The 13,282-nt window shown below is 68.7% G+C and carries 10 protein-coding genes and 1 pseudogene; 3 read left to right on the top strand and 8 right to left on the bottom strand.

All coding sequences use genetic code 11. The annotated features are described in order from the left end of the window. Positions 1-15: 15 nt before the first annotated feature. Both D514_RS34830 and D514_RS34835 read left to right on the top strand, forming a co-directional pair. Complete coding sequence (locus D514_RS34830) at positions 16-693, top strand: response regulator transcription factor (protein WP_017831030.1); 678 nt, start codon at positions 16-18, stop codon at positions 691-693. Further along, positions 690-1,664, top strand: a complete 975-nt coding sequence (locus tag D514_RS34835; protein WP_017831031.1) for a HAMP domain-containing sensor histidine kinase — start codon at positions 690-692, stop codon at positions 1,662-1,664. Before D514_RS34830 ends, D514_RS34835 begins: the two co-directional genes overlap by 4 nt. Here the strand turns inward: D514_RS34835 and D514_RS34840 are convergent. From D514_RS34840 to D514_RS34850, 3 genes are read right to left on the bottom strand one after another with little or no spacing between them, the layout of a single operon-like run. Continuing rightward, on the bottom strand, positions 1,642-2,454 hold the full coding sequence (locus tag D514_RS34840; RefSeq protein ID WP_017831032.1) for an FAD:protein FMN transferase: 813 nt from the start codon (positions 2,452-2,454) through the stop codon (positions 1,642-1,644). The two genes, D514_RS34835 and D514_RS34840, sit on opposite strands and share 23 nt — an antisense overlap. Then, on the bottom strand, positions 2,454-2,939 hold the full coding sequence (locus D514_RS34845) for an FMN-binding protein (protein ID WP_017831033.1): 486 nt from the start codon (positions 2,937-2,939) through the stop codon (positions 2,454-2,456). Before D514_RS34845 ends, D514_RS34840 begins: the two co-directional genes overlap by 1 nt. Before the next feature lie 14 nt (positions 2,940-2,953). Continuing rightward, complete coding sequence (locus D514_RS34850) at positions 2,954-4,375, bottom strand: ferric reductase-like transmembrane domain-containing protein (RefSeq protein WP_031206286.1); 1,422 nt, start codon at positions 4,373-4,375, stop codon at positions 2,954-2,956. Positions 4,376-4,514: 139 nt separating this feature from the next. Between D514_RS34850 and D514_RS34855 the strand changes: the two genes are divergently transcribed. After that, on the top strand, positions 4,515-6,425 hold the full coding sequence (locus D514_RS34855; protein ID WP_017831035.1) for a heavy metal translocating P-type ATPase: 1,911 nt from the start codon (positions 4,515-4,517) through the stop codon (positions 6,423-6,425). A 44-nt stretch (positions 6,426-6,469) separates the two neighbouring features. Here the strand turns inward: D514_RS34855 and D514_RS39550 are convergent. The 5 genes and pseudogenes from D514_RS39550 to D514_RS34875 all read right to left on the bottom strand — a co-directional run. Beyond that, positions 6,470-7,731: pseudogene (locus tag D514_RS39550) on the bottom strand (amino acid permease); the annotation flags it as partial. Then, a complete protein-coding gene (locus D514_RS39280; protein ID WP_236610980.1) occupies positions 7,718-8,008 on the bottom strand; it encodes a hypothetical protein in 291 nt (96 codons plus the stop codon). The pseudogene D514_RS39550 and the gene D514_RS39280, both read right to left, overlap by 14 nt. Before the next feature lie 7 nt (positions 8,009-8,015). Next, entirely contained in the window at positions 8,016-9,386 is a 1,371-nt protein-coding gene (locus D514_RS34865; protein WP_186004856.1) for a glutamate decarboxylase, read from the bottom strand. A gap of 200 nt (positions 9,387-9,586) precedes the next feature. After that, the gene (locus D514_RS34870) at positions 9,587-11,731 is read right to left on the bottom strand and encodes a heavy metal translocating P-type ATPase (protein ID WP_031206288.1); all 2,145 of its coding nucleotides are present in this window, start codon (positions 11,729-11,731) and stop codon (positions 9,587-9,589) included. 161 nt (positions 11,732-11,892) lie between these two features. Next, on the bottom strand, positions 11,893-13,275 hold the full coding sequence (locus D514_RS34875; protein WP_017831039.1) for a hypothetical protein: 1,383 nt from the start codon (positions 13,273-13,275) through the stop codon (positions 11,893-11,895). Positions 13,276-13,282 lie beyond the last annotated feature (7 nt).

Consider the following 13,282-nt stretch of genomic DNA (forward strand, 5'->3'; position numbering starts at 1 on the left):
CCGAGGACGACCGCCATGAACCCGACCGATGTGCCGCGCGGATCGCTCCTCTACGTGGAGGACGATGCGGAGATCGCCGCCTTGACGGTCGAAGTGCTGGGCGACGTGTACGACGTGGATCATGCTCCGGACGGCGAGAGTGCCCTGCGGCTCGCGCTGGGCAGGCGCTACGACGCGATGGTCGTCGACAGGCGTCTGCCCGGCATGGACGGTATCGCCTTCGTGCGCGCGGTGCGAACGGCGCACATCACGACGCCCGTCCTGATGCTCACGGCGCTCGGCACGGTCGATGACCGCGTGACGGGTCTCGACGGCGGTGCGAACGACTATCTGGTGAAGCCGTTCGATTACGACGAGCTGCTCGCCCGCCTTCGAGCGCTGCGGAGAGCCTTCCGCGTGGAGGGCGCGCGCCGACCGATGGGCGAGTGGGTCTTCGTCCCCGCTGCCCAGGCGATCTACGACCCCTCGGGATTCCGCGTGGCCCTGACTGCGACGGAGAGCGCGCTCCTGGAGCTGCTGACGGACAGTCCCGAGCATGTGTTCTCCCGGGAGGAGATCCTCCGTGCCGTGTTCCACGAAGGCGACACGGCGAGCTCGGTCGACACCTATGTGCACTACGTGCGGCGCAAGACGACCTCCGGCGTGATCGAGACGATCCGTGCACGCGGCTATCGAGCGGGGACTCCCGCATGAGCGACGACGCGGCGCAGGTGCGTCGGGCGGCGTTGTCGATCGGGCTGTGGGTGGGGGTGGCTTCGGGCGTGATCGTCGCGGTGGGGATCGGGATCCTCATCGCGGTGATCCTCGCCACGTCGCGCCGCGAAGGCGAGGAGCACGGCGGCGGATGGTTCGGCGGTCCCGGCGGTACTCGCGACGACTTCATCGTCGACATCGACGTGGTCGTGCCGACCGTGATCGTGTTGGGAGTCATCGGCGTCGTGCTGCTGGGTCTTGTCGCCGCCATCGCTGCGCGCCGTTCTGTTCGGCCCCTCGGCGAGGCGCTGCGCCGCCAGCGCAACTTCGTCGCCGACGCGAGCCACGAGCTGCGCACGCCGTTGACGACGCTGACCAGCCGCATCCAGGTGATGCAACGCCGTCTGGAACGGGGGGACGACATCGGGCAGGGCCTGGTCGAGCTGCGTCGCGACGCCGACTCCCTGGGCGACGTGCTGAACGATCTGCTGATCTCGGCCGAGGGCGAGTCCCACGCCGAAGGTGAGGCCGACGTGGCACACGCGGCCTCCACGGCCGTCGCCTCGCTGTCGACGATCGCGCACGAATCGGCCGTGACTCTCGCTGTGGACGCCGAGGCCGACGCCGTGGCCCGGATCCCGGCGGTGACACTCGTGCGCATCCTCGTGGCCCTGCTCGACAACGCCGTGCAGCACTCGCCGTCCGGAGGATCGGTCACGGTCCGCATCGGGCGTACTGCCCGCGATGTCACCGTGCGTGTCATCGACGAGGGGACCGGGATCGAGGGGATCCCCCCGGATCAGATCTTCGAGCGGTTCGCCCGGCCCGCCGAGAGCGGTCGCCCCCGCGGCTTCGGTCTCGGACTCTCACTCGTGCGCGACGTCGCGCGCCGGGCGGGCGGCTCGATCGAGGTCGAGCGCTCGAGCTCGAGCGGTACGACCTTCCTCCTCACGCTGCCTGCGATCCGCTGACCTCGCACACATCGATCACCGTCGAACCGAGCCAGCGCGTCACGGCTCCGTCGTCATCCACGACGATGCCGGTGCGCGTTGCCGACGGCCCGATCCACGAGTGGTCCGTGCGTCCGGCGACGACGGCTGCGGTCGCCCAGACATCCGCCTGAGCGAGCCCGTCGGCGACGATCGTGGCCGACGCGACCCCGGTCGCAGGCTCACTCGTCCGAGGGTCGAGGATGTGCAGGCCGCGCTCGGCGGTACCCGACGTGGCGACGGCACCGTCGGCGATGTCGAGGGTCGCGATCATCCGACCTCGCTCGTGCGGATCGGCGATTCCCACGTGCCAGCGCCAATCGGCTCCTGGCGCGGTGAAGAGCTGCAGGTCTCCGCCCGCATTGATCCCGACCGCGAGCGCCGAGGACAGCAGCGGAGCGAGGTGTCGACGACTCGCCTCCTCCACGGCCCACCCCTTCACCCATCCCGTGGGGTCGAACCACCCCTGCCAGTGTCCCGAGAACAGCCCACCGGTCGCCTGTTCCGCACGTTCGCAGGCCGCAGCGGCCACCCCGACCCGGGGGTCGGCATCGGCGAGCGCCATCTCTCCCCGACGGATGCGGTTGATGTCGGAATCCGGCCGATAGGTCGAGAAGACACGGTCGACCTGGTGCAGCTCGTCGAAGCACGCCCTGACGGCCCTCTCGGTCGTCGCCTCATCCCGCGCCCCCGCGGAGATCAGGTGGACGCTCATCGGGGTGCCCATGATCTCCTCGACCCAGACCCGCGTCTGTCGGTGTGCCGCACGCATCAGCTCTGCGCCTGATCGATCGCGCTCTGCAACGACGACAGGTAGCCGTCGCTCGTGTATGTCGCGCCGGACACCATCTGGATCTGGGCACTCTGCGACTGCAACGTCTCCGACACGAGGCGCGGGATCGCTGTGCCGTTGATCTGCCGGTCCCTGCCGTTGCCGTCGGGATAGTGGATCGCCTGCACGTCGCTGATCTGACCGCCCGAGACCGTGATCTGCACCTGTACCGGGCCATACCGCGTCTGCGACGAGTCGCCCGTGTAGGTGCCGTCGACCAGCCCGGTGGCCGAGGCGGTGCCGGGGGTGGACGTGGTGCCCGTCCCGGAGGTCGACCCCGAAGTCGGCGTCCCCGAGCTGTCCACGGATCCCGTCGACGCCGGAGCGGTGTCTTGCGGCGCCACCGCGTCGAGCGACGTGCGGTAGCTGAACAGGAGCACGAGACCGCTGACGGTGGCGAGCACGGCATACAGGATCTTCTTCATGGTGTTCTCCCTGGTCAGATCGTGAAGGACTCGGAGTGGATACGGTGTGGAGCGAACCCGGCGCTCTCGAGGTCGCGCGTGAGGTCCTTCATCCACGCCGCCGTTCCGCAGATGAAGACGTCATAGACCGCGGGGTCGGGGACGAGGTGGCGGAGGAGATCGGGTCCGGCCCAGGCGCTGTGGCTGGCCGCGATCCACCCCGAGGGGCCTGACGAGCGCGGCCCGACGAACGGCAGATACCGCACCCCGCGACGGGAGACGAGCTCAGCGATCGCACTCTGACGAAGGGCGTCCTCGGCGACCGAGTCGCGCGTGAGCAGGAGGGCATCCCCCGGCGCGTACTCCTCGGCCTCCAAGAGGGAGAGAAGAGGCGCGACCCCCGCTCCCGCACCGATCATGAGGAGCTTCTTCCCGGTGCGGCGCTCCCCCGTCATCTCTCCGTAGGGCCCCTCGACGATCACCCGCGTGCCCGGCACGAGCCCCGCGAGGCGGCGCGTGCCGTCCCCGACCACGCGAGCTGTCAGGGTGAGCTCTCGCCCGGGTGCAGCGGACAGGGAGAAAGGATGCCCGCGCGTCCATCCCGGCCCATCGAGGAAGCGCCAGACGAAGAACTGCCCGGCTCGGGCGCCCAGCGACGCGAGGTCGCGTCCGGCGACCCGGACGGTCACTCCGCGCGCTCCGTCCGGCTCGACGCTCGCCACGCGCAGGCTATGACGGGTCGAGCGCAGCACGGGCATGCCGATCCTGAAGACGAGGACGGACGCCGCTGCGAGCGCCCAGATCGACCACCAGTAGAGGGTGGCGAGCGGCGAGGAGAGGAAATCCGCACCCGTCCACAGCTGGTGCGGGAGCGCCAGCCCCACGCCCAGATAGGCGTAGAGGTGCAGGAGGTGCCACGATTCGTAGCGAAGACGCCGACGCGCACGACGGATCGAGGTGATCACGACGAGCAGGATCAGCAGCGTGCCCGCCGTGGCCAGGAGCATCCCCGGGTAGTCCCAGATGAACCCCCACAGCTCGACGACCGGATTGACGCCGGCCGTGATCGCGTAGCCCAGGGCGAGCAGCGCGATGTGCGCGCCCATCAACCAGAACGACCAGAATCCGACGAAGCGATGCATGCGCGTGATGCCATCACGACCGAATCCGCGTTCGAAGAGCGGCACCCGCGCCATCAGCAGCACCTGGTACAGCAGCAGATTCGCAGCGACCAGACCGGTCAGTCGCCCCAGCGTGGTGACGGTCTCACCGTTGAGTCCCAGGACGGCGGCGACGCCTCCCCCGGATACCCACAGCGCCACCACGAAGAGGCTGGTCGCCCAGATCACGGTGATCGCTCCCATCCGCCATGCCTGCGCACGGCGACGGTTCGCATGCTTCGAGGCTCCGGCCGCCGGAGGGACGGAGGCTCGGGGTCGCGTCGTCGTTGTGGTCATGAGGCCATGGTGAGGACTCGGCTCTGAGACAGCTCTAAGGAAGGATGTACCTCAGAGGACTCACAGGGATTCCATGGGATTCGCCGGGGCACGCCGTCTCCCCGCTGGTACTGCGTACCGATTCGCGGGAAGCTGGGGCATGAGGTTTCTCCGCCTGCTGTGGCGCTATCCGGCCATCACCACCACCGTCCTCGTGTTCGTCGGCGTACTGGTCCTCCACGCGATCGACGCCGCGGTCGCCGGTCGATGGATCGCGACCGGCTACGTGGCGGCGTTCGTCGTCTGGACTCTCGTCGGGATGGTGCGCGATGTGCTCCGCGGTCACGTCGGGCTCGACATCCTCGCCGTGGTGGCGATGGTGGCGACCCTCGCCGTCGGGGAGTACATCGCCTCGCTCATCATCGTGCTGATGCTCTCCGGCGGAGAGGCTCTCGAGGACTTCGCCGGACGCCGTGCGAAGCGTGACCTGTCCGCCCTGCTGGATCGCTCTCCGCGCATCGCGCACGTGCTCCTGCGCCCGCAGTCCGCGGATTCGGATGAGGTCAGGGATCTACCCGTCGACGAGGTGGCCATCGGCGACGTTCTGCTCGTGCGTCCGGCGGAGATCGTGCCCGTCGACGGCGAGCTGCTCACTGAGACCGGGACTTTCGACGAGTCCTCGCTGACCGGCGAGAGCATGCCCGTGACCCGCGAGTCCGGGGGCGAGGTGCTCTCCGGCGCGATCAACGGAAGTCGAGCAGTGCGGATCAGGGCCGTGCGCACGAGTTCGGACAGTCAGTACCAGCAGATCGTCGCGCTCGTGCATGCGGCGGAAGACTCCCACGCTCCCGTCGTGCGACTCGCGGACCGCTTCGCCATCCCGTTCACCGCGGTCTCGCTCGTGCTGGCCGGAACCGCGTGGGCCCTTTCCGGCGATGCGACGCGCTTCGCCGAGGTGCTCGTGCTCGCGACGCCGTGTCCGCTCCTGATCGCCGCACCGGTCGCGTTCCTCGGCGGCCTCTCCCGCGCGGCGAAGACCGGGGTGATCATGAAGGGCGGTGCGGTGATCGAACAGATCGCCCGCGTGCGCTCGGCCGCGTTCGACAAGACGGGCACGCTCACGCAGGGACGACCGGAACTCGTCGCGGTCCGCCCGGCGGAAGGCTTCGACGAGGATGAGATCCTGCAGCTCGCCGCCTCTGCGGAGCAGTACTCGACGCACGTGCTCGCCGAAGGCATCCGTCGCGCTGCGCACGCGCGCGGACTCGCGCTCCGCAGTGCTTCCGAAGCCCGGGAGGAGGCCACGAACGGCGTCGTCGCCGAGATCGACGGCCGATCGGTCGTGGTCGGCAAACCGGCCTACGTGGCCGCACTCGCACCCGACACCGTGCGGGCGACGCTGGAGCTGAGCCAGGCCGCAGCCTACGTCGCGGTGGACGGACGCTTCGCCGGGGTGCTGGTGCTCGCCGACCACCCGAGGCCCGAAGCCGCGGCCGTCATCTCGTGGCTGCGCACGCACGAGGTGGACCGCGTGGTAATGCTCACGGGCGACGTCGGCCCGACGGCGGAGTCGGTGGCCCACCAGGTGGGCATCTCCGAGATCCACGCCGAGCTGCTCCCTCCCGAGAAGGTTGCTCTCGCCGCTGAGCTGCAACCGCGCCCGGTCATGATGGTCGGCGACGGCGTCAACGACGCTCCCGTGCTCGCCGCCGCCGACATCGGCGTGGCCATGGGGGCGAAGGGCGCGACCGCGGCCGGGGACGCCGCTGATGTCGTGATCCTCGTCGACTCGCTGGCGAAGCTCGTCGACGCCGTCGCGATCGGCCGTCACACCCTGCGGGTCGCGCTCACCGCGATCTGGATCGGCATCGGACTGAGCATCGGACTCATGATCGTGGCGATGACCGGACTCATCCCCGCCGTCGTCGGTGCGCTCGTCCAGGAGCTCGTCGATCTCGCGACCATCCTCTACGCGCTCCGCGCCCTGAGCGGCCCTTCCACGGTGCTTGCCGCAGCGCCGGCCCGCCCGAGCGCGAGGACCGAGGCGGTGGCTCCGCAGCGCGCGGACTGACGAGCCACCGCTTCCCTGCTCGGGTCACCCCAGAGAGCAGCGGCTCAGCGGTTCTTCGCCGCTGTTGACGGCCCCGGCCCCGGGGGAACCGGCGCCTCCGGGTGGGCATCGCTCAGGAGACTGCCGTCAGCGGGGCGACGATCCCACGCAGGCTTGCGCAGAGCGTAGAACAGCAGCGGAGGGCCACCGAGGATCACGATGACCGCTCCGACGATCCATGGGTACGCGGCGGGAGAGAAGGCGGTGAATCCATCGGGAGGGATGAAGGCGAGAAGGAAGGCCGCGAGACACGCCACGAATCCGACCCCCGCCACCAGCGGCAGTGCAGCCACACGATAAGCACGGTGCACCGTCGGCTCCTTGCGACGCAGCACGATAGCGGACGCGAACATGAGCATGTACATGATCAGGTACAGCGCCGCGGCCATGTCGATCAGGGCCACGAAGGCCGCGCTGACGTTGGGAACGACGATGAAGATCGCCGCGAGGATCGTGACGATCGTTCCCTGGAGCATCAGGATGCCCGACTGCACTCCGGCCTTGTTGCGCTTCTGCAGCATCGGCGGGAGCAGGCCCGTCTCCGCAGCGGCGAGCACCCCCTTGGAGGGACCGGCGACCCAGGTGATCACCGAAGCGAGGGCACCGGCGGCGATGAGGGCCGATACGACGGCCGTCGCCCAGCCCATTCCCCAGTGGTCGAAGTAGACCCTGAATGCGAGCATGATGCCGTTGGTGAGCCCGAGCTCCTTCGATGGGACCGCGACCGGGATCGCCAACGTCGGGAGGATGAACACGAGCAGGATCAGACCGGCGGCGAGGAACACCGAGCGTGGAAAGCCTTTGCCGGGATCCTCATCTGGTTCACGTGCACGGCGTTGACCTCCATGCCCGCGTAGGCCAGCACATTCGACACGATCAGCACGATCGATGCCAAGCCGGTGAACGGAGGGATGATCGCCGACGCTTCGAGCGGCACCTGGCTCTTCTCGCCGCTGAACACCCAGATCGCCCCGAACACGATCAGGAGGGCTGCGGGGAGCAGCGTACCGAGGATGCCGCCCCAGGAGCCGAGCTTGGCGAAGAGGTTGCCGCCGCGCAGCGTGACGAACGTCGCACCCCAGTAGAAGACGATGATCACCACGGCGGTGAAGAAGCCGGAGCTCGACAACGACGGGTCGACGAAGACGAAGGCGAGCGCTCCCGCGATGAAGGCGAGCTGGGTGGGGAACCAGACGACATTCTGGATCCACTGCAACCACACCGCCGTGAAGCCCCAGCGGTTGCCGAGGGCCTCACGCACCCATACGTAGATGCCGCCCTTCCATCCGGTCGCGAGCTCCGCCGCCACGAGCGCGGTCGGCACCAGAAAAGACGATCGCCGGAATCAGGTACAGCATGATGCTGCCGAGGCCGTACGTCGCCATCGCCGGCAGCGAGCGCAGGCTGGCGACGACGACGAGGGTGAGCAGGGCGAGCTGTCCGACGCCGAGGATGGCGACGGCGGGCCGCGACACCTGCGTAGCGGCCGAGATCTGAGGGGCGGATTTCGGTTCGGGGGTGGCCCCCGTGTTCGAGGTGGACATCGTCGGCTCAGTGGTGGAAGGCCGACTGGGGCTTCTCGGTCGGCATCGGCGACTCGAGTGCGTCGAGGTACGCGACCTCGGTCTCGATGGCCTGGAGCAGTTCGGCAGCGAGGTCCATGCTCAGTCCGTTGCGGACCACGATGCGCTGCACCGTGATCTGCTCGAGGTCGGCGGGCATCGGATACGCCGGAATCAGCCAGCCCTTCATCCGCAACCGATCCTGCAGGTGGTAGAGCGTCCAGTTCTTCGTGTGCCCGTCTTTCAGACGCCAGGCGAACACCGGGATGTCGCTGCCGTCGTTCCAGAGCTCGAACGCGTCGAGCTTCGCGATGCCGGCGGAAAGGAACTTCGCGACGTCCTGCGATGCCTGCTGCACGGCCCGGTACCCCTCGAAACCCAGACGCAGGAACAGGTAGTACTGGAGCACCACCTGTGCGCCGGGTCGCGAGAAGTTCAAGGCGAAGGTGGGCATCTCCCCGCCGAGATAGCTGACCTTGAACACCAGGTCCTCCGGCAGCCACTGCGCGTCGCGCCAGACCACCCATCCGAGACCCGGGTAGACGAGACCGTACTTGTGACCCGACGTGCTGATCGAGTGCACCCGGTCGAGCCGGAAGTCCCACACCAGGTCGGGCTGGAGGAAGGGCGCGATCATCGCCCCGGAAGCACCGTCGACGTGGATGGGGATGTCGAGTCCGGTGCTCTTGTGGATCTCGTCCAGCGCCGCGGCGATCTCGGCCACGGGCTCGTACATCCCGGTGTATGTCACGCCCATGATGGCGACGACCCCGATCGTGTTCTCGTCGACGTACTTCGCCAGATCGTGCCCGTCGAGCGTCTTGTGCTCCGCGCTGATCGGCACGTACCGCGGCTCGACATCGAAGTAGTTGCAGAACTTCTCCCAGCACACCTGCACCGCCGACGACATCACCAGGTTCGGCGATGACGCGTCTTTTCCGGCGGCGCGTCTCGCCTGCTGCCACCGCCGCTTGAAAGCGAGGCCGCCGAGCATGCACGCCTCGGACGAGCCGATGGTCGATGTGCCGATGCTCTTATCCGCGTCCGGGGCGTTCCAGAGATTCGCCAGCATGTGCCAGCAGTTGTCCTCGATCGCCGCCGTCTGCGGATACTCGTCCTTGTCGATCATGTTCTTGTCGAACGACGCGGCGTACACCTGCTTGGCGTCGTCGTCCATCCACGTGCTGACGAAGGTCGCGAGATTCAACCGCGCGTTCCCGTCGAGGATCGTCTCGTCATCCACGATCTGCTTCGCCGTATCGGGAAGCGACTCTGTCGCGGGAATGACGTGACGCGATGTGAGCGTCGCCTCCCCCGGCCTTGTGAACATCGGCTGGTCATCGCTGGAGGGAGCACTCATGTCCGGAACCTTTCGCATCGCGTGGCTTCACGCCGGCGACACGCTCGATCCTCGTCGCTGGTCGTGTGCCGACCACTATCCCAAGCTCGTCAGCGTCGCACCATCCGACCTTCGGCCACATCCGACGATCTCTCATCCACCGCGGGGCACTCGAAGGGGCACAGTGACGCAGCGACGGCGAGTCGAGCCCGCCACAGCAGTCACCGATCGAGGATCGCGCGGGTCGTCACCTCCGGGCGCAGGTCCAAGCGCCGCAGCAGCTGGGCGTTGAGCGCCACCACGATGGTCGACAGCGACATCAGGACCGCTCCGACCGACATCGGCAGCACGAAGCCGATGGGTGCCAGAACGCCGGCCGCAAGCGGCACCGAGAGCAGGTTGTAGCCCGCCGCCCACCACAGGTTCTGCTTCATCTTCCGGTACGCGGCGCGTGAGAGCTCGATCACCGAGAGCACGGAACGCGGGTCGTCGCCGGCGAGGATCACCCCGGCCGAAGCGATCGCGACATCGGTGCCGGCACCGATCGCCAGCCCCACGTCGGCCTGGGCGAGCGCGGGTGCGTCATTGACGCCGTCACCGACCATCGCGACTTTGCGCCCCTCGTGCTGCAGCTCCTGCACCTTCGCGGCCTTGTCCTCGGGGCGCACGCCGGCGAAGAATCGGTCGATGCCGAGATCTGCCGCGACCGTCTGCGCGACGGCCTCGGCGTCGCCCGTGATCATGACGACCTGCACACCGAGTGCGTGCAGTGCATCGACGGCCTCGCGGGACTCGGGCCGCACCTCGTCGGCGAGTTTCAACGCCCCGATGACGTGACCGTCCTGAACCACGTGCAGGATGATCGCGCCGTCCTCGCGCCACCGCTCGGCGTCGGCGAGCTCATCCGCATGCTCTTCGGCGAGCAGATGCGGGCCACCGACGCGCACAGTCGTCCCCTCGACGGTCGCCGTGACCCCGACCGCCGGTGACGACGTGAACTCGCGGCTCTCCGGCACGGACAGGTTCTTCTCGGCGGCGGCGCGGACGATCGCCTTCGCGAGAGGGTGCTCGCTGTCAGCCTCGGCAGCGGCGGCGAGCGCCAGTACCCGATCGCCGTCGTGCTCCCCGGAGACGGACACCTCGGACACGACCGGCTCGCCCTTGGTGAGCGTCCCGGTCTTGTCGAACAGCACGGTGTCGACGGTGCGCATGCTCTCCAGTGCCAGGCGGTCCTTGACCAGCACTCCCCCGCGGGCCGCACGCTCGGTGGCGATCGACACGACCAGCGGGATCGCCAGCCCGAGTGCGTGCGGGCAGGCGATCACGAGCACGGTGATGGTGCGGATCACGGCTGCATCGGGCAACCCGACCAGGCTCCACACGATCGCGGTGATCGCCGCGGATCCGAGTGCGAACCAGAACAGCCATCCCGCAGCGGTGTCGGCGAGGCGCTGCGCGCGCGAGGAGGAGCTCTGCGCCTCGGTCACCAGACGCTGGATGCCGGCGAGCGTGGTGTCGTCCCCGGTGGCGGTGATCTCGATGCGCAGCCCGGAGTCGGTGGCCACCGTGCCGGCGGTGACCTGGTCGCCGACGCCTCGCGCGACCGTGCGGGACTCCCCCGTGACCATCGACTCGTCCATGGACGCCCGGCCGTCGACGATGCGCCCATCTGCGGGCACGCTTCCGCCCGGTCGTACGACGACGACGTCGCCGACTGCGAGGTCCGCGGGTGAGACGATGACGACCTGCCCGCCTTCCACGCGCTCGGCCTCGTCCGGCAGGAGCGCGGCGAGCGAGTCGAGAGCAGAGGTGGTCTGCGCGAGCGAGCGCATCTCGATCCAATGCCCGAGCAACATGATCACGATGAGGAGCGCCAGTTCCCACCAGAAGTCGAGCTCGTGGTGGAGGATGCCGAGACTCGCTCCCCACGACGCGAGGAAGGCGACCGTGATCGCCAGGCCGATGAGCAGCATCATGCCGGGCCTACGGACTCTGATCTCACTGACGGCCCCGACGAGGAAGGGCTTGCCGCCCCACACGTACAGCACGGTCCCGAGCACGGGTGAGACCCATGCCAGGCCCGGCACGTCGGGGAGCGTGTATCCGAGGATCATCGCGAACATGCCGGACAGCGCGACGGTCGGGACGGCGAGGACGAGCATGATCCAGAACAGCCGCCGGAACTGGCCTACGTGGTCGCCGTGGCCTGCGTGGTCGCCGTGGCCTGCGTGGTCGCCGTGGCCTGCGTGGTCGTCGTGACCTGCGTGATCGTCGTGGCCCTCGTGCGCCACGTGCGGGGAAGCGGGGCCGTCCGACTCGTGATGCGGCGCGGCGTGCGCGGTGCCCTCGTGATGTGAAGCGCTCATTGCTCTCCTCGGAAAGACGATGCCGTGCAGGCAGCGGATGGAAGCCCCGCACGGACCGAACGGGTCGTCCCGCTCACTCTCCCAGGTCAACATAATACCCTCCAGGGGTATTCCAATGCACGAAACGCCCCGACGTTCGCACCTCGGGCGTCACCCGCCGCTCAGAGAGCAGGCGCCGTGGCGTGGGAGTCGGGCTCTGCGGTGTCGTGATCGACCGTCGCGGATTCGCCGGGCTCCTCTGCCGGGAGCTCCTCGGCAGTGGACGCGTACGCCGCGCGCGGGCGCCGGAGCAGCTCGATCACGACCGCGAAGACCACGAGCCCCACGGTGACCCCGATCACCGTGCCGAGCGCGACCGGCCGTGACGTGATGAGGATGAGAACCGCGAGCGCGAAGGCGGCGATGAGGATCGGTCCGTGGAAGCGATCGACCGCGACGCCCAGGCGTCCGGTCGACAGCCCTCGTCGCTCCCACGTGCTCCGGATCGCGGTGAACCCGCTGTCCAGGATGCCGCGGATGGCCACAGCGCTGCGGCTGGACCCGGCGAGCCATGCCCACACGGCGACGAGCACTCCGACGAGGGCCAGCGCCACGATCGTCGAGCTCAGCAGCGAGGTCACCTCGTCGAACAGCGACTGGGCCGCCCCCGCCGTCATGACCGATGGACTCACCGCGCCGATGAAGAACGTCCTCCCGATCCCCATCCCCGCGGACAGGAGCAGGAACGCGACGGCGAAGCCCACGCTGGTCCAGAGAAGGGCACGCGCGCGATCTCGCGCGATCAGGATGCCGGCGACGACGAGGCCGAGAAGCACCCATGGCAGCCAGAACCCCGCGGCGACCGCGATCTGGTAGACGGTGCGCACCAGGACCAGCGCGTCGGCCTGGGCGATCGGGACCGACCTGTCGATCTCGGGGATGAGCTCGGCGAATCCGACGCCACGCTCGGTCAGCACCACCTTGACCCGGTCGACGACCTGACCGAGGTCGATCGAGAGCACTCCATCGTCAGCGAGCTGCACGGCGGTGTCCGGGCTGTTCTGCAGGATCGCGACCGCGCGTTCGTGCGTGAACCGCAGCGATTGCGCCCAGATGTCGGCGAACTGATCGGATGCCACGACGTCGTGGATCACGCCGTCGACGAGGGAGGTGAGACCGCTGGCCGCCGGGACCTCCAACAGGGCCAGCGCGGATGACGCGCGGGGCGGAAGGTCGAGTTCACGGATTCCGTCGAACACCTCTGCGACGATCGCGCTGAAGTCCACCTGCTCCTGGATGGCGGCGCTGACCTGATCCGCGACGAAGTCCTGCACATCGGGGTCCTCGGCGAGCGGCGCGAAAGTCGCGACGAACCGATCGGCATCGACGAGCTGCAGCCGGGCCCAGGTGCCCATCGCCGCTATCGGAGCCATCAGGACCGCGAGAGCGAGCACGATCCCCGCGACGATGCTCCTCCCCACCCGCCGGCGACGGGGTCGCTTGAGCGTCTCGTTCTCGTGCTCGAGGAGGACGACGCGGGCACGCAGGTCATCCAGTTCACTCATTCGCTGT

The organism is Microbacterium sp. UCD-TDU, assembly GCF_000340625.1.
In the GTDB taxonomy this organism is placed as follows: domain Bacteria; phylum Actinomycetota; class Actinomycetes; order Actinomycetales; family Microbacteriaceae; genus Microbacterium; species Microbacterium maritypicum.